Raw genomic sequence first — 16881 nt, 5'->3', positions numbered from 1 at the left:
ATAATCTTATGTTAAAGTCTAGTTTTTCAAAATGACATTGAAGATAAATACGGATGAAAAATATACTAGATTTACGCATATTTGTCGAAACCGCCCATCAAGGCAGTTTGTCAGCCTGTGCTCGTAAAATGGATTTGTCTCCTGCTGTGGTCAGTGCATCGGTTAAACGGTTAGAAGCTGAGTTAAATACATTGTTATTTGTGCGCTCAACAAGGAAATTACGGCTCACTCAAAAAGGAGAGTCGTTTTTAACTCAGTGCCGCAATGCGTTAGAAATACTTGATCAAGCAGCGATTTCACTGCAAACCCAAACCCCAGAGTTAACTGGCACTATCCAGCTATCGGCACCCTCAGATTTAGGTCGAAATTTTTTAGTACCTTGGTTCGACGAATTTTTAGCTGAACACAATAAGGTTAATTTACGTCTGGAGCTTAGCGACAGTCCGTCAGATCTGTTTAGCCAGCCAGTGGATTTAGCCATTCGATATGGCGTGCCAAAAGACTCGTCTTTAATCGCAAAGTCTTTGTGCAAAAACAATCAGCCTGTTTTAGTTGCATCGCCGGAATATTTAAAAAAGTTTGGTACGCCGACAGAACCCAATGATCTGTTGCAGCACAACTGTTTATGTCATGGATTAAATAACGTATTGCATTCACGCTGGAGCTTTTTTAAAGATGGACAAAACCAACTGGTTGAGGTCACTGGTGATCGTCAGTGCAAAGATGGTGATGTCACCCGCCGCTGGGCGGTTGCCGGGCGCGGTATAGCGTATAAATCTAAACTGGATGTTGCCGAAGATTGTTTGGCCGGGCGGCTAAAAATTATCAAATTAGGGGGGTGGCAGGGTGAAGCTTTACCATTAAATTTAGTGTGTGCCGAAAGGCGTTTGTTAAGCCCAACGGTCAGAGCGTTGGAGACTTTTCTGCGTGACAAAATGAAAACTCTGTTGGCTGATGAGCGTTTAATTTAATCGATTATATCGGTGAACATTATGTTTAATGTCACCACAGATGGTTTTAACTTGCATTTTGTGTACTGTAAAAGTTGTTTAAATATAAAAATATTGTTATTTTTATATTTGAATTTTTCTTTGCATAAGGTGGAAGAATGTCAAATAGCACTCAATATGACGCCATCGTCGTCGGCTCTGGTATCAGCGGCGGCTGGGCAGCTAAAGAACTCACCGAAAAAGGCTTAAAAGTATTGATGCTAGAGCGCGGGCGTAATATTGAGCATATTACTGGTTATAAAAATGCGTTTAAAGAAGCGTGGGACTACCCGCATAGAGATAAAGCCACCATTCAAATGCAAGAAGATTATCCGGTTCTAAAGCGGGACTATGCGTTAAACGAGTCTACCTACGGCATGTGGGCAAACGAGCAAGAAAATCCTTATACCGAAGTTAAAAGATTTGACTGGTTTCGCGGTTATCATTTAGGTGGCCGCTCTTTGTTATGGGGCCGTCAGAGTTATCGCCTTAACCGAGAAGATTTTTTAGCTAACGCCAAAGAAGGCATTGCGGTCGATTGGCCAATTCGGTACGAAGACATAGCACCCTGGTACGATTATGTAGAATCATTTGCCGGTATTAGCGGACAAAGGGACGGCTTAGATGTGCTGCCAGATGGTCAATTTATGCCACCTATACCGCTTAATATCGTTGAAACCCAAGTTGCCAAACGGATCCAAAAAGCTTTTAAAGGCCGACGCCATTTAATTAATGCCAGATGTGCCAATATCACCCAACCTAAACCAGAACAAAATAGGCCCGGTTGCCAATATCGAGCCAAATGTTGGTTAGGCTGCCCTTTTGGTGGCTATTTTAGTACCCAATCTTCTACCCTGCCGATGGCAATGAAAACCGGCAACCTTACTGTGCGGCCTTATTCAATTGTTGCTGAGCTTATTTACGATAAAGACAAACAGCGGGCGACTGGGGTTGCTGTGATTGATGCCCAAACAAATGAGCGTCATATTTATCAAAGTAAAATTATCTTTTTAAATGCTTCAAGTTTTAACTCAACTTGGATCTTAATGAACTCAGCCACAGATGTTTGGCCGGGTGGCCTTGGTAGTAGCAGTGGTGAGCTGGGTTATAATGTAATGGATCATCACTTTAGAGCCGGCGCCTATGCGCAAGTAGAGGGGTTTGAAGATAAATATTATTCGGGCCGCCGACCCGCTGGTTTTTATATTCCGAGATTTGCCAACTGGGGTGACGACAAGCGCAATTATTTACGTGGTTTTGGTTATCAAGGCTCAGCCAGTCGCAGTGGCTGGAAGCGAAATATTGCTGAGCTTGGCGTTGGCGCTGAGCTTAAATCTGCGTTGAGTGAGCCAGGGCCATGGCGGATTGGCATGACAGCTTTTGGTGAAATACTGCCATATCACAAAAACCGAATATATCTTGATAAAGTTAACTTGGATAAGTGGGGGCTGCCCACGCTGGTGATGGATGTAGAGCTTAAAAGCAACGAATTAGCGATGCGTAAAGATATGCAGCAGGAAGGCATGGCAATATTGGAAGCTGCTGGTTTAAAAAACGTGCGAGGGTATGACAGTGAATATTATCCGGGTATGGGTATCCATGAAATGGGCACTGCTCGAATGGGGCGCGACCCTAAAACTTCGGTGTTAAACGCCTTTAACCAAGTATGGGATGCGCCGAACGTTTTTGTCACCGATGGTGCTTGCATGACATCAGCCTCTTGTGTTAACCCTTCCCTCACTTATATGGCGCTTACTGCGAGGGCTGCAGATTATGCAGTTAAAGCGTTAAAAAGAGGAGATCTGTAAATGCAAAGGCGCACTTTATTAAAAGCAATTGCAGGCTTAACAGGATGGGCGTTTATTGGTCAAACCGCGTTAGCCTACCAAACAAGTCCAGACGCGACTAACTTGAACAAAACCGTATTTAGCGAGAAAGATATCCGCTTGTTAGATGAAATAGCCGAAACCATTATCCCACAAACAGATACACCAGGCGCTAAAGCGGCTGGCTGTGGTGCTGCGATGGCGGTTATGGTCCATGATTGTTATACCAAAGCCGAGCGCGATATGTTTGTATTAGGACTTAAACAACTAAATAACGAATGCCAGCAGCTTTACCAGCAAGATTTTATTACTTTGGCAGACAATGACAAACAGGCGCTATTAAATCAATTGGATGCTTCGGCAAAAAAATTTAATCGCAATGGGCAAACCAGCGCTACCTTGCCGCATTATTTTACCCTGTTTAAGCAATTAACTTTGTTTTGTTTTTTTACCTCAAAAGTGGGGGCAACTCAGGTATTAAGGTATTCGGCCATTCCTGGGAAATATGATGGTGATTTAGACTACCAGCCAGGCGATAAAGCCTGGGCGACTTAATGATTATTTAACTATCTGGAGATAGCTTTGTTAAACCAATATTTTAATCAGCTTAACGCGACAGCAAAAACAGTTGTAGTGAGCAGTTTGCTCTGTTTTACAGTAAATGCAGCCGATGGACCGACAAATTACCAAAAAGCCCAAGTAACAGAGGTTTGGCAGCCTGAACCTGCAATTGTTGATACACATTCTAGTGCCATACCATCGGATGCAGAAGTTTTATTTACCGGAGATGATTTGGCGCAATGGCAAAGTGTTAAAGGTGGGCCAGCAAACTGGACTGTCGACAATGGTACCGTTACCGTTAAACCAGGCAGTGGCGATATTAAAACAAAAAATAAATATTGTGATGTGCAATTACATTTAGAATGGAAAACACCTACACCTGACTTAAAGAAAAAAGGCCAGGGTCGAAATAATAGCGGGGTCTTTTTTCAACAAAGATACGAAATACAAATTTTGGATTCATATCAAAACAGAACCTATAGCAATGGACAGGCTGGCTCTGTATACAAACAACATATTCCATTAGTAAATGCCACCAGACCGCCAGAAACTTGGCAAACATATGATATTATTTTTAACGCACCTAGATTTGATGGTGATAAATTAATCAAACCAGCGTACGTCACTGTATTACATAATGGCGTGTTAGTGCAAAACCATGTGCAACTGCAAGGCCCCACCTCATATATCGGACTGCCGCAATACAAAGCCCACGGTTGTGATTCAATTAAATTGCAAGATCATGGCAATTTTGTTAGCTATCGCAATATTTGGGTGCGACCATTGTAAATAAGCAGCGGATGAGCTAGTCAATTTAGTCTTATTCAAGCTACACTTGGCGGCAGGATTAATTAAACGTGCCGCTTTTTATTATGCAAATAAAACTAATTATCATCAGTTTTCTGGCTGTCGCGTTAATCGCGTGCAGCCATTCTCAACTGCCAAAAGTGCAAACTCAAATAAATACTCAACACGGAATTGTTCAGGGATATAGTGAACAAGGAATCAATATTTTTAAAGGGATCCCTTATGCTAAACCGCCAGTCGGATCGTTACGATGGCAAGCACCACAATCACTTGCAAGTTGGTCGGGGATTAAACAAACAACTAAATTTGCCAGCGATTGCATGCAGTTGCCATTTGCTCAAGATGCTGCACCTTTAACGACAAAACCTAGTGAAGATTGTTTGTATTTAAATGTATGGGCACCACAGCGAGTTACAGCAGAGCAAAAATATCCGGTCGCGGTTTGGATACATGGCGGTGGATATGTAAACGGTGGCAGTTCACCTGAGGTTTATCATGGCGATTCTTTTGCCCAGAATGATGTAGTATTTGTGAGTTTTAATTATCGTTTAGGTCGTTTTGGTTTTTTTGCTCACCCAGCACTTAAACAAACAGAGCAATTGGCTAATTTTGCATTTAGCGATCAACTTGCTGCGCTTGCATGGGTGCAAAATAATATTGCTGCATTTGGCGGCGATCCAGATAACGTCACCCTGATTGGAGAGTCAGCTGGCGGTGATTCTGTATTAACACTCATGCGTCACCGGAAAGCGGAAGATTTATTTTCAAAAGCGGTTGTTATGTCCGGTGGCGATGGCCAACTAATGGGTATGAGCTCACGCGCTCAAGCTGAACAAGCTGGGCTGAACTTTGCAAAACAGAATGGCATTAAACAAGGAGAAAACAGTTTAGCTGAATTAATCGCTTTACCGGCTGAAAAAATAGTGGCGGATTTAAATCTGGCAACCTTGTCAAGCGTGAATCAAAATGGCTTATCATATAGTGGGCCTGTGCAAGACGGAGTCATGTTAAAAGGAACATTTACTGAGCAAGGTCAAGCGGATGAAGTACATGTAGTGCCACTTATGGTTGGGACAACTAATCAGGATTTGGGGCGGGGGAATTATGCCAATAAAACCGCTTTATTTGCCTCGTTTGGTCAATTTAGTGAGCTGGCGAAAAATATTTATGATCAACATGGTAAAACCCCATTAGCAGATTTGATCTATCAAGTGGGGCAGGATAGATTGATGCAAGCGCCGGCTCGCCAGCTGGCAAAGTTTATTAGCCAGGCCGAACAGCCAGCATATTTATATAGATTTTCGTATGTCGCCAGCCAATTGGAGCCTGCCAAGGGGGCGTTGCATGCCAGTGAAATTCCGTACTTTTTCAATACCGCCGCGGTTAATTATCAGCTGAGTCAAAGAGATCAAAGCGCAATGTTTATTGCCCATCGCTATTTGCTGAATTTTATAAAAAATGGTGATCCGAACGAGCCAAATTTGGCTAAATGGGCTCAGTTTGAATTAAGTAAGTCTAATATGCAGATAATTACTCCAGAGGGGCAGGCCATTCATCGGATTGATCCCCGAAGAGCGCAATTAAATTTAATCGAGAGGATTAAATAGCCTGTGGTTAATATGTTTAAACTGTCCATTCTTGTATTAACGATTGCGGGCTTTAGTGTTCCAACTTTAGCAAATGAAAAACAAGCGTTAGACTGTTTACTTAAAGCGTTAGATGCTGCTTCTGAACATACGCGGGTGGCTGAACTTAAACACAATTGTTTAGCGGATCGCAAGCAATACCAACAAACTTTGGGGGCACTCAGTCAGCGGGTTATTCGTGAGCGTGAGGAGGAGTTTGACCCTTTTGTGATCACACCGCACAAAATGAACTATATCTTGCCTGCGTTCACGACGAATGCAATTAATCATAAAGCCTATGAAAAACTCAGTGAGATTGCTGATAACTACGAAAAACTTGAAGCTAAATTTCAAATTAGCATTAAAGTGCCTTTACATACAGGCGATATGCTGTTTGATAATGATGGTCTGTATTTTGCCTTTACAACCGAAGCTTGGTGGCAAATTTATTCAAAAGATGTTTCAAAACCTTTTCGTGAAACCAATTACCAACCTGAAATTTTTTATATAACGCCGAGCGATTGGCATCCGTTTGAGAGTAATACGGGGTTCGTGGTCGGGTTAGAGCATCAATCAAATGGGCGCAGTACCATTTTGTCCCGTAGTTGGAATCGTTATTACGCGGGCCTCATAGTGGAAAAAAATAATCTAGCGATCTTTTTACGCGTTTGGCAGCGGTTGAATGAAGATCCTAAAGCGCATCCAGACGATAGCAAAGGGGATGATAACCCAGACATAAGTCACTACATGGGCTATTTTGAATTGAGTTCAGCCTACACATGGAATGATTATGAAATAAGTAGTGAACTTAGGCAAAACTTCAATAGTCACAAAGGCGCCTTGCAGCTTAATTTTACCTTTCCATTATGGGGGCGATTGCGTGGTTATGTGCAGGCCTTTACCGGTTATGGCGAGAGTTTAATTGATTACAACCATGCACAAACGCGGTTTGGGATTGGAATAGCCTTAACCGATCTCTTGTAAGCGCTGCGCGTTCAAGCGAGTTTGACCAGCCGTTTCGCCAAACATGCTTTTATAATCTTGGCTAAATTGACCTAAATGGAAGTAGCCAAAATCGTTCGCTATTTGGTAAATAGGCCGCTGGTCGTGAAAGTCTGATAAACATCGGCGGATTTGATTGAGCCGAACGGCTTTAACAAAAGTTTTGGCGCTAATGCCTAATACATCCTGAAAACAGGCTTGAAGCGTTCGTCGGCTAACATGAGTTAACATGCATAAATCAGCCATAGTGATCGGCAAGTGCGTGTCAGTCGACATTATATAGGCGCGGATCTCTTGAATAATTTGTTGGCGTCTTTTAAAACTCGGTTTAGTGACACTGCAGGTTTGGCTGCCACTGATTAGGCTCTGAACCGCGTCTGTGATCACTCTTTGTTGGCAAGAGGCTCGCCAATATTGATGTGCTGGGTTTAATAAACGATTTAATAAATATAAAAAGGCATTCACCTGAGATGCAGGCACTGAGGCGACTTTAGCTGGTTCGTAAAAGTTGTCAGGCAGTAAGCTGCGCTCTAATAAAACACTGTAGATCACCGTATTTTGTTCTGTGATAAGTTCAAAATCTTGTTGGCCACTGTGCCATAACAAGCTTTGATTGTTGGCACGCACGCCATTTAAACGACTGTCCTGCACTCCTTGACTGAAACCCAACCAAAAACCACCCCGTTCGACATAACATTCTTGGCGCAGGGCTTGACTGGAAAATTCACGGGAAATATCCAATTGCGGTAAATTTACTTGTTTTAGTTGCCCACGAAATGCTCCGCGAGAAATTTGATCATAGCTTTGCTGCCAATTAGTCAGGTGTTCTGCTTGCCAGCTTGCATCAAAAGTGTTGGCAATGCTCACTTTTGGTGCACCATTCAGGGTTGAATTTGAGTTTGTTTCTAATGACTGCATAGTTAAGCTACCTGATTCAATGCACTCCCCCTGTGCAGATTTATTACATCTCATTGAATTTTATTGTTTTTCTAAAACTGCCGATTTTTGATATTAGGTTGGAATATATCTAGCTTCAGCTTAAAGCATTAAGTCTTTACCGCTGTGTCTTTGCAAAGAAGCAAGTAACACACCATTACACAGCAACAGTGAGCGATAATTTATGTCAAAAATTTATAAACAGCAAATAGGTAGTCGAACTTATCAATTTGATAATTTAGCCGAAGTGATGGCGAAAGCAACGCCGCTGCGCTCTGGTGATCAGTTAGCAGGATTGGCTGCAGAAACTGCCGAAGAAAGGGTTGTTGCGCAAATGGTTTTAGCCGAGATCCCATTAAACACCTTTTTAACAGAGGCATTAATCCCTTACGAACAAGATGAAGTGACTCGGTTAATCATTGATAGTCATGATGCGCACGCGTTTGCACCTATCGCACATTTAACGGTTGGGGACTTTCGAAATTGGTTATTAAGTGAAGAAGCAGATGAAGATGCATTAACGCACATACGTGCTGGGGTAACCCCAGAAATGGCGGCAGCCGTCAGTAAAATTATGCGAAATCAAGATTTGATCTTGGTCGCTAAAAAATGCCGCGTTATTACTAAGTTTCGCAATACGATAGGGCTGCAAAATCGTTTATCCACTAGATTACAGCCCAATCACCCAACTGATGCTCTAAATGGCATTGCGGCATCTATTCTGGATGGTTTGATGTTTGGTAATGGCGATGCTGTGATTGGCATTAATCCAGCGACGGACAATGTTCCGCAAGCAATTAAATTAATGCAATTGATGGATGACTTAATTCAGCGTTATCAGATACCTACACAAAGCTGTGTATTAACTCATGTGACCAATACGATAGAAGCGATTGAGCAGGGAGCTCCGGTCGATTTGATTTTCCAGTCAATTGCCGGAACGCAGGCTGCAAATGATAGTTTTGGTATCAATTTAAATATTTTACATGAAGCTTATCAAGCGGGTTTGTCCTTAAATCGCGGTACCCAAGGCAACAACCTAATGTATTTTGAGACTGGCCAGGGCAGTGCTTTGTCTGCCGATGCGCATCATGGACTTGACCAACAAACCTGTGAGGCTAGAGCTTATGCGGTGGCTAGGCATTTTAATCCGTTGCTAGTCAATACGGTCGTCGGGTTTATTGGACCTGAATATTTGTTTGATGGAAAACAAATTATGCGCGCGGGGTTAGAAGATCATTTTTGTGCCAAATTATTAGGTTTGCCGATGGGCTGTGACATTTGTTATACCAACCACGCTTATGCAGATCAAAACGATATGGACACCCTATTAACACTGTTGGGGGTCGCGGGTTGCTCTTTTATTATGGGGATCCCAGGCTCAGATGACATCATGCTCAATTACCAAACTACCTCCTTTCATGATGCTTTATATGCCCGCAAAGTGTTAGGCCTGCAGCCAGCACCCGAATTTGAACAATGGCTTACCGATTTTGAAATTTTTCAAGATGTGCCCGCCGTTAAGTTGAACGACAGCATGGCCAAGCCATTTTTAAATTTAGTAAATAATATATAGGGGGCGTTGGTGAAAGCGATTCAAAAAAAACAGATTGTTAAACAAAGTCCCTGGCAAAAATTGCGATCTTTTACCGACGCTCGTATCGCCCTTGGTAGAGCCGGTAGTAGTGTGCCCACTGCAGAACTGCTTAAATTTCAGTTGGCCCATGCGCAAGCAATTGATGCCGTGCATAGTCAACTACCAATCAATCAATTAGCTCAGTCATTGCCTCTACCAAGTTTAAAATTGCAAAGCCAGGCCATTGATCGCATGCAATATTTGCAACGGCCAGATTTAGGCAGACGCTTAAGTGAAACCAGCTATCAGCAACTGGTGGACTATCGTATGCAAGCTGACTGTCAGTACGATTTAGTGATCGCTATTTGTGATGGGTTGTCTGCCGCGGCCATCGAACATCATGCAGCCAAATTTATCCGAGCGTTTTTAACCAGTCAGCCGCCATCGTCACAGCTTAAGTTTGCACCGATAGCCATTGTTGAGCAGGGACGGGTTGCCGCCGGTGATGATGTTTGTGAAGCACTAAAAGCCAAAGCTGTATTGTTACTCGTTGGAGAGCGGCCAGGATTATCATCACCAGATAGTCTTGGCCTGTATTTAACTTGGCAAGCAAAACGTGGCTGTAAAGATGCCTTTAGAAACTGTATTTCTAATGTGAGACCTGCGGGGTTGAGTTATCAAGAAGCCGCAGACAAAGCTTGGTATCTGTTAGCAGAAGCAAAAAAATTAGGAACTTCTGGGGTTGCGGTCAAAGACCGCACGTCAGTTGCACAACAAGACAGCCTGGATGGCCAAAAATCTCAATCATTTTTATCTAACAACACAGAGCGAGGCAGTTAATATGACAGTCAATAAAGAGTATCTTGCCAAACGGCAATTAAAAAAGGGCACAGCAGGATGGGTTTTGCTCGCAGGTTTAGGTGTGTCTTATGTTATTTCCGGTGATTTTGCCGGCTGGAACTTTGGTATTGGGCAAGCGGGATGGGGCGGTTTTGTGATCGCAGCAATCGCGATGGCTGTAATGTATTTTACCTTGGTATTGTCCTTAGCAGAAATGTCATCGGCGATCCCAGCTGCGGGTGGCGGATATAGTTTTGCTCGCCAAGCTATGGGACCCTTTGCTGGTTTTGTTACGGGTTTGGCTGTGTTAATTGAATATGCACTGGCACCTGCTGCGATTGTTATTTTTATTGGTTCTGCATTTAATGAACTTACTGGGTTTGATGGTCCGCTCGTTTATGCCGGCTTTTACGCTGTATTTGTTGCTATTCATTTAAAAGGCGTCGGCGAAGCGCTCAAAGTAATGATGGTCATTAGTGGTTTAGCTGTGTTTGCGATTTTGGCAACCATTTTTGCGCTAATAGGGGATTTTAACTGGCAAAATCTATTTGATATTGCCGCCACTGACGCCGCTGGTGCAAGTGATATTTTACCATTTGGTTGGTACGGTGTTTGGGCGGCATTGCCATTTGCAATGTGGTTATTTTTAGCGGTGGAAGGTGTGCCTTTGGCGGCGGAAGAAGCCAAAAACCCATCTAAAGATGTGCCAAAAGGCATCATAGGTGCAATGTTGTTTTTAATATTAACTGCGGTTGCTGTGGTTGTTTTATTAGCTGGCGCTGCTGGTTCCGGCATGATTGCCGAGAGCGCAGTACCTTTAGTGGATGCTTTAAATGCAACCGGCTCTGAGCAATTAGCAACCTTGGTTAATTTATTAGGGTTAGCCGGTTTAATAGCTTCATTTTTTTCGATTATTTATGGTTATAGCCGTTTGGTATTTGCGCTATCAAGAGCCGGTTATTTACCGAGCAGTTTGTCTATTACCAATAAAAATAAAACTCCGACGCTCGCCCTGATAGTACCCGCTGTGTTTGGCTTTGTGGTATCACTGACCGGTGAAGGTGATTTAATTTTAGCGATGGCAGTTGTCGGTGCTACCGTATCTTATGCGTTGATGGCGATTAGCCATATTGTGCTGAGAGTTAAACAGCCAGAGATGCAGCGCCCTTATAAAACGCCAGGTGGAATCGTGACCTCATCGATTGCGTTACTGCTTTCACTAGTCGCGATGACAGGGGTGTACGCATTTGATCCAAAAGCTTTTTATATGACAATTGGGCTTTTTGTTATTGGCCTAGTTTATTATGGCTTGTATGGCAAAAAAACATCAATGTCAGCAGAAGAAGAGTTTGCTATGTTAGCCGCGGCAGAAGAGAGTTTGCAGGTAGAAGTTAAATAATCTGTTTGGGATTGGCAAAGGGCGCCGGACTGGAAGTCCGGCATCTTTTTTAGATTAACCAGAAAACCAAAAAAACGGCTAAACTAGAAATACTAAAAAATGCGTTTTCGATACGAAGGACCTGTTGTTGGTCTGCATTTTCACTTTTTTCAATGATGCCCAATACTGCAAATGTGATAAACATGGCTAATGCCAATAAGGTCAGGTTGACCTCGAGCGCACTTAAAATATTTTCCATGATGTAAAGACCCAAGTTTGATTAAATTTTTTGCGTATTTTAATAAAGCCGCCCGCTAATGTAAAAGTATTATTCGGTAATAAACTGATCTGGATCGCCTTTTCTTGCATTTATTTGTCTTTATCCGCATTATTTGGCCTTTTTAAACGTTATCCATGGGCTTGTGACAATGGCAAAAGATAAATCTCAAGTAGAGATCCTAAGCTATGGGATTTATGAAAAGTGGGACAATAAGCGAAAATCTTTACCCAAAGTTCAAACATTTACTCTATCGATTCCTGCCGAAGTTGATATTGAATTTGGTTTTATTATCAATATTAAAAAAGCGAAAGGGCAAAAGATACGTTTTGAGATCGACCATCCAGGCATTTTAGATAAAAAAGGACGGCCATTACCGCCGTTTGAAGGGGAAGAGTATATTCGAGACAATAACTGGCAGTTTTATCTTGGAGATACTATTTGGCTGCCGCTGGATGATAAAGTTGGTCAGTGGCGGATGTCTGTTGAGTTAGCTGGCAATATAATCGCTGAAAAGTGTTTTGAGGTATATTATGCCGATGAAGCTGATAATGTGGCTGCATTTTGGAAAAAACGAGGATTTTAATGGGTATAAAAATAGCCAATACAATGGCTGTTACGGTAACCGCTAAACAGTGTATTGAGTGGCCGCAGGATAGAAAATTATTTGATCCTAACTCCCCTTTTTTAATTTGTGGTGATGCGAGTAACCTGTTGTTTGTAGACCCCTTTTTCAATGGGCAATTGGTGCGTTCGAACAACCAAAAGTTTAATATTGAACAAACAAATGAAGTTTATCGTATCACTTTAGGCGCCGCGTTAAATTGGCATCAAACGGTTAAAAAATTGACCGAATTCGGTGTTGCGGGGATCCAAAATCTAGCATTTATTCCAGGTACAGTGGGCGCTGCTCCAGTGCAAAATATAGGCGCGTACGGAGTTGAAATAGCAGATTTTATTAGTACGGTAACCATTATCGATTTAAATAATCAGCAAAAACGCCTGTTGTCAGGCAGAGAGTGTCAATTTGGTTACCGCGATTCTGTTTTTAAACGCGCCATTGCTCGGTATTGGCTGATTGATGAAATCTGTTTAAAGATACCGTTAAATAGTCCATTAAAAACCCATTATGGGCCGCTGCAAAGTCTTCAGATAGACTCCCCGCAAACTTTATTTGAACAAGTATGTAAGATTCGTAAACAAAAATTGCCCGATCCAGAGTTGATAGGTAATGCAGGTAGTTTTTTTAAAAACCCAATCATCACAGTGAGCGAATTAAAAAAATTGCAAGAGCAGCTGCCCGACATCCCGGTTTTTAATAGTGAGTTAGGGATTAAAATCCCAGCCGCTTATTTAATTGATCGAGCGGGTTTGAAAGGTTTTCAGCTAAATCAAGCCAGAGTGCATCCCCAACAACCATTGGTGTTAACTAATCTGGGGCAAGCAAACGGACAAAATATTGCTGCATTAGCTGCTTTGGTTCGCCAGCATGTGTTTACCAAATATCAAGTAAAACTAGAGCCCGAGGTTCGTTTTATTTCGACAGATGGTGAAATTGATGGTGCGGGTTATCTTGATAACATTTCTCAAAATAACAATTAAAAGAGGATAAAAAATGCAACTGGATGCTTTACTCGAAGTTTTATGTGATGGTCAGTGCCATTCAGGCCAAGCCTTGTCGCAACAGTTTAATATCAGTCGCACCAGTATTTCTAAATGGATTAAAAGATTAATTGAAGCGGGCTACCCGGTAGACGTAATTCCTGGCAAAGGGTATCAGTTTGCAGCAGACAGCAAGCCGCTAAACTTTGGCTCATTAGCAAAAGCTCTACCACAACGGCTAGATGTGCAGTTTAAACGCAGCACAGAGTCGACAAACTTAGATGTTAAACAGGCCCTGAAGGCGGGTAAAAATGCACCTTTGTTAGTGATCGCTGAGCGGCAGACCGCTGGCCGAGGTCGTCGTGGTCGGGATTGGTATTCACCTTTTGCGCAAAATATATATTTTAGTTTAGGTCTAAGTCTGAATTTATCTTTGGCAGAACTGTCTGGTTTAAGTATTAGAGTGGGTTTGGCCGTAGCAGATTGTCTTCGTGCGAATGGCTGGCCGGTGCAATTAAAGTGGCCCAACGATATCTATTTAGATGGTGCAAAACTTGGTGGCATTTTAGTTGAGCTGGAAGGCGCGTTTGATCCCCCCTGCCTAGTGATCATTGGTATTGGTTTAAACGTTAATATGACAAAAAATGCACAAAGCATAGAACAAGCATGGCAAAGCCTCGCTCAGTTTAAAGGTCAGTGTATTCAACGTGATAAATTATGCCAGCAATTAGTGCAATATGTTAATAATGAACTCGCGACTTTTAGTCAGCCAAAATCTAACGTCAGCCCTATCGCTGAGCGCTGGCGTGCATATGATCTGTATTTAAACCAACCAGTTAATGTGATTTCGGCCGCTGATACCTTAAAGGGCATTAATACCGGAATTAATGAACAAGGTAATCTAATATTAGCAACAGAGAGTGGAGACTTGTCTATCTCGGGTGGTGAAGTTAGCTTACGGTCTGGAGTTTTATAATGACGGTATTGTTTGCAGATATCGGTAATACCCGGGTTAAATTTTCCATCTTAAAAAATGAAGAGATCACTTGGGTCAGTGCAGAGACGGTAATGGCTTGGCCAGCCGATTCGGTGAATGAAATTTGGTTAGCGGATGTCAGTGAAAGCCAACCCGCATTGATTGCCTGCTTGTGTCAAAAACATCCAAGTGCCAAAATTTTTAAAGTGGATAATACCCAAGCAAAAATTAATTTTAAACATACCTATGCCAGGCCGGAGAAGTTAGGCGTAGATCGTTTTTTAGCTATGTTGGCCGCGCCATCAGAACAGGGTGCTTTGGTGGTTGATGCAGGGACGGCGTTAACAATAGATGCCGTTTACCAAAAGCAACACTTGGGAGGGTATATAGTGCCAGGTTTAACCCTTAGTCGGAGAGCATTAGCAGGACAAAAATCAGTTTTGCTAAGCGATCAGAATAGCGATGCGATTGAATTTGGCCGAACAACCGAAACTTGCATCAGCCATGGCACCTTGATGGCACAACTGAGTTTAATCCAAACCAGCTTTGCTCATCTGCAACAAAAGTATCCGCAAGCTGAACTTATTATTGCTGGGGGAGACGGCTCATTGTTGCATCAGCATTTATTAGCGCTGGGGTTAAAAAATAAATTTATCTCTGATTTAGTCTTCAATGGGCTTCGCATATATCGAAAAAGCCTAATAAAATAGCGCTTTTTGGGTAAAAAATGTTCGAACTGATAAAATAATGCATTTTTTATAAAAAAAGGGTTGCAAGGTGAGTCTGCTTTCAATAAACTTCGCACCACTTTTTGACAGGGCCGACTTAGCTCAGTTGGTAGAGCAACTGACTTGTAATCAGTAGGTCGCCAGTTCGATTCCGGCAGTCGGCACCATCAAAAATAAAAAATTCGGAGGGGTTCCCGAGTGGCCAAAGGGATCAGACTGTAAATCTGACGGCTCAGCCTTCGCTGGTTCGAATCCAGCCCCCTCCACCATTATTATCACAGTTTGAGGTTTTGCTCTGGAAGCGGGCATCGTATAATGGCTATTACCTCAGCCTTCCAAGCTGATGATGCGGGTTCGATTCCCGCTGCCCGCTCCAAATTTTGCTGATATAGCTCAGTCGGTAGAGCGCACCCTTGGTAAGGGTGAGGTCCCCAGTTCAAATCTGGGTATCAGCACCATCTTTAGCATCCTCCTATTGTGGCACATGTGACTCATCCTGTTTTTAATCAGTAAATTAAAGTTGAGGTCTTAAAGTGGCTAAAGCAAAATTTGAACGTACTAAACCGCACGTTAACGTTGGCACAATTGGTCACGTTGACCATGGTAAAACAACTTTAACAGCAGCAATCACAACTGTACTTGCAAAAGTACACGGTGGTGAAGCTAAAGATTTCGCATCAATCGATAATGCGCCAGAAGAGCGTGAGCGTGGTATTACAATTTCTACTTCACACGTAGAATATGACACACCATCACGTCACTACGCGCACGTAGATTGCCCAGGACACGCTGACTATGTTAAAAACATGATCACAGGTGCTGCGCAAATGGATGGTGCTATCTTAGTAGTATCAGCTGCAGATGGTCCTATGCCACAAACACGTGAGCACATCTTGTTATCACGTCAGGTCGGTGTACCTTATATCATCGTATTCATGAACAAATGTGACATGGTAGATGACGAAGAATTGTTAGAATTAGTAGAAATGGAAGTACGTGAGTTACTTTCAGAGTACGACTTCCCAGGTGATGATTTACCATTAATCCAAGGTTCAGCGTTAAAAGCTTTAGAAGGCGATGAGCAGTGGGAAGCTAAAATTGTAGAATTAGGCGAAGCTTTAGATTCATACATTCCAGAGCCAGAGCGTGACATCGATAAGCCTTTCTTGATGCCAGTAGAAGATGTATTCTCAATCTCAGGCCGTGGTACAGTAGTCACAGGTCGTGTAGAGCGTGGGATCATCAACGTAGGTGACGAGATCGAAATCGTTGGTATGAAAGATACTCAGAAGACGACTTGTACAGGTGTAGAAATGTTCCGTAAACTGCTTGACGAAGGTCGTGCAGGTGAGAACATTGGTGCATTATTACGTGGTACTAAGCGTGACGACGTAGAGCGTGGTCAAGTATTATGTAAGCCTGGTTCAATCACACCACACACTAAGTTTGAATCAGAAGTTTATGTATTATCAAAAGAAGAAGGTGGTCGTCATACTCCTTTCTTTAAAGGTTACCGTCCACAATTCTACTTCCGTACAACTGACGTAACAGGTGCAGTTGAATTACCGGAAGGTGTAGAAATGGTAATGCCAGGTGATAACATCAAAATGGTAGTAGAACTGATTGCGCCAATCGCGATGGACGAAGGTTTACGCTTCGCTATCCGTGAAGGTGGCCGTACAGTTGGTGCTGGTGTTGTTGCTAAAATTATCCAATAATTAATAGGATAATGACCCAAAGCCCCGTTGAGGGGCTTTT

16 protein-coding genes and 4 tRNA genes are annotated in these 16881 nt (G+C 42.6%); 18 read left to right on the top strand and 2 right to left on the bottom strand.

The genetic code is table 11. The annotated features are described in order from the left end of the window. Nucleotides 1-53 precede the first annotated feature (53 nt). From C727_RS0100440 to C727_RS0100415, 6 genes are all read left to right on the top strand, one after another. Nucleotides 54-971 carry a LysR family transcriptional regulator gene (locus tag C727_RS0100440; RefSeq protein ID WP_017443644.1) on the top strand — a complete coding sequence of 306 codons (918 nt, stop codon included), beginning with the start codon at nucleotides 54-56 and terminating at the stop codon, nucleotides 969-971. A 137-nt stretch (nucleotides 972-1108) separates the two neighbouring features. Then, nucleotides 1109-2797: a GMC oxidoreductase gene (locus C727_RS0100435; protein ID WP_017443643.1), complete on the top strand. Its 1689-nt coding sequence runs from the start codon at nucleotides 1109-1111 to the stop codon at nucleotides 2795-2797. Further along, nucleotides 2798-3370, top strand: a complete 573-nt coding sequence (locus tag C727_RS0100430) for a gluconate 2-dehydrogenase subunit 3 family protein (protein WP_017443642.1) — start codon at nucleotides 2798-2800, stop codon at nucleotides 3368-3370. It begins immediately after the preceding gene. Between the two features lie 78 nt (nucleotides 3371-3448). Beyond that, the gene (locus C727_RS0100425; RefSeq protein WP_237742284.1) at nucleotides 3449-4165 is read left to right on the top strand and encodes a 3-keto-disaccharide hydrolase; all 717 of its coding nucleotides are present in this window, start codon (nucleotides 3449-3451) and stop codon (nucleotides 4163-4165) included. Nucleotides 4166-4248: 83 nt separating this feature from the next. Beyond that, on the top strand, nucleotides 4249-5790 hold the full coding sequence (locus C727_RS0100420; protein WP_155949140.1) for a carboxylesterase/lipase family protein: 1542 nt from the start codon (nucleotides 4249-4251) through the stop codon (nucleotides 5788-5790). A gap of 12 nt (nucleotides 5791-5802) precedes the next feature. Then, a complete protein-coding gene (locus tag C727_RS0100415; protein WP_017443639.1) occupies nucleotides 5803-6792 on the top strand; it encodes a phospholipase A in 990 nt (329 codons plus the stop codon). Here C727_RS0100415 and C727_RS0100410 read toward each other — a convergent pair. Beyond that, the gene (locus tag C727_RS0100410; RefSeq protein WP_017443638.1) at nucleotides 6775-7728 is read right to left on the bottom strand and encodes a helix-turn-helix domain-containing protein; all 954 of its coding nucleotides are present in this window, start codon (nucleotides 7726-7728) and stop codon (nucleotides 6775-6777) included. The genes C727_RS0100415 and C727_RS0100410 overlap by 18 nt on opposite strands. A gap of 202 nt (nucleotides 7729-7930) precedes the next feature. Here C727_RS0100410 and C727_RS0100405 point away from each other — a divergent pair, with 202 nt between their 5' ends. The 3 genes from C727_RS0100405 to eat are packed head-to-tail and all read left to right on the top strand — an operon-like array spanning nucleotide 7931 to nucleotide 11561. Then, nucleotides 7931-9322, top strand: coding sequence for an ethanolamine ammonia-lyase subunit EutB (locus tag C727_RS0100405; RefSeq protein ID WP_017443637.1), 1392 nt, complete (start codon nucleotides 7931-7933; stop codon nucleotides 9320-9322). Nucleotides 9323-9331: 9 nt separating this feature from the next. After that, the gene (gene eutC, locus C727_RS0100400) at nucleotides 9332-10162 is read left to right on the top strand and encodes an ethanolamine ammonia-lyase subunit EutC (protein WP_017443636.1); all 831 of its coding nucleotides are present in this window, start codon (nucleotides 9332-9334) and stop codon (nucleotides 10160-10162) included. A 1-nt stretch (nucleotide 10163) separates the two neighbouring features. Next, a complete protein-coding gene (gene eat / locus C727_RS0100395; RefSeq protein ID WP_017443635.1) occupies nucleotides 10164-11561 on the top strand; it encodes an ethanolamine permease in 1398 nt (465 codons plus the stop codon). Nucleotides 11562-11610: 49 nt separating this feature from the next. Here the strand turns inward: eat and C727_RS0100390 are convergent, their stop codons facing one another. Beyond that, nucleotides 11611-11799 carry a hypothetical protein gene (locus C727_RS0100390; RefSeq protein WP_017443634.1) on the bottom strand — a complete coding sequence of 63 codons (189 nt, stop codon included), beginning with the start codon at nucleotides 11797-11799 and terminating at the stop codon, nucleotides 11611-11613. Between the two features lie 169 nt (nucleotides 11800-11968). Here C727_RS0100390 and C727_RS0100380 point away from each other — a divergent pair, with 169 nt between their 5' ends. The 9 genes from C727_RS0100380 to tuf all read left to right on the top strand — a co-directional run bounded on the left by C727_RS0100380 (nucleotide 11969) and on the right by tuf (nucleotide 16841). Then, nucleotides 11969-12403: a DUF3859 domain-containing protein gene (locus C727_RS0100380; protein ID WP_017443632.1), complete on the top strand. Its 435-nt coding sequence runs from the start codon at nucleotides 11969-11971 to the stop codon at nucleotides 12401-12403. Beyond that, entirely contained in the window at nucleotides 12403-13419 is a 1017-nt protein-coding gene (gene murB, locus C727_RS17715) for a UDP-N-acetylmuramate dehydrogenase (protein ID WP_017443631.1), read from the top strand. The genes C727_RS0100380 and murB overlap by 1 nt, the downstream gene beginning before the upstream one ends. Before the next feature lie 13 nt (nucleotides 13420-13432). Then, nucleotides 13433-14395, top strand: coding sequence for a biotin--[acetyl-CoA-carboxylase] ligase (locus tag C727_RS0100370; RefSeq protein ID WP_017443630.1), 963 nt, complete (start codon nucleotides 13433-13435; stop codon nucleotides 14393-14395). Then, the gene (locus C727_RS0100365) at nucleotides 14395-15105 is read left to right on the top strand and encodes a type III pantothenate kinase (protein WP_017443629.1); all 711 of its coding nucleotides are present in this window, start codon (nucleotides 14395-14397) and stop codon (nucleotides 15103-15105) included. The genes C727_RS0100370 and C727_RS0100365 overlap by 1 nt, the downstream gene beginning before the upstream one ends. A 109-nt stretch (nucleotides 15106-15214) precedes the next feature. Beyond that, nucleotides 15215-15290, top strand: a tRNA-Thr gene (locus C727_RS0100360). Between the two features lie 17 nt (nucleotides 15291-15307). Then, a tRNA-Tyr gene (locus tag C727_RS0100355) sits at nucleotides 15308-15392 on the top strand. Between the two features lie 32 nt (nucleotides 15393-15424). Continuing rightward, nucleotides 15425-15499, top strand: a tRNA-Gly gene (locus C727_RS0100350). A gap of 6 nt (nucleotides 15500-15505) precedes the next feature. Further along, nucleotides 15506-15581 (top strand) — tRNA-Thr (locus C727_RS0100345). Between the two features lie 75 nt (nucleotides 15582-15656). Further along, a complete protein-coding gene (gene tuf, locus C727_RS0100340) occupies nucleotides 15657-16841 on the top strand; it encodes an elongation factor Tu (RefSeq protein WP_017443628.1) in 1185 nt (394 codons plus the stop codon). Nucleotides 16842-16881 lie beyond the last annotated feature (40 nt).

Origin of the sequence: Gayadomonas joobiniege G7, from assembly GCF_000300815.1 — a bacterium.
GTDB classification, from domain to species: Bacteria; Pseudomonadota; Gammaproteobacteria; order Enterobacterales; family Alteromonadaceae; genus Catenovulum; species Catenovulum joobiniege.
Note: the sequence above shows the minus strand (reverse complement) of the source record. Positions and strands in the feature narration are given on the sequence as shown.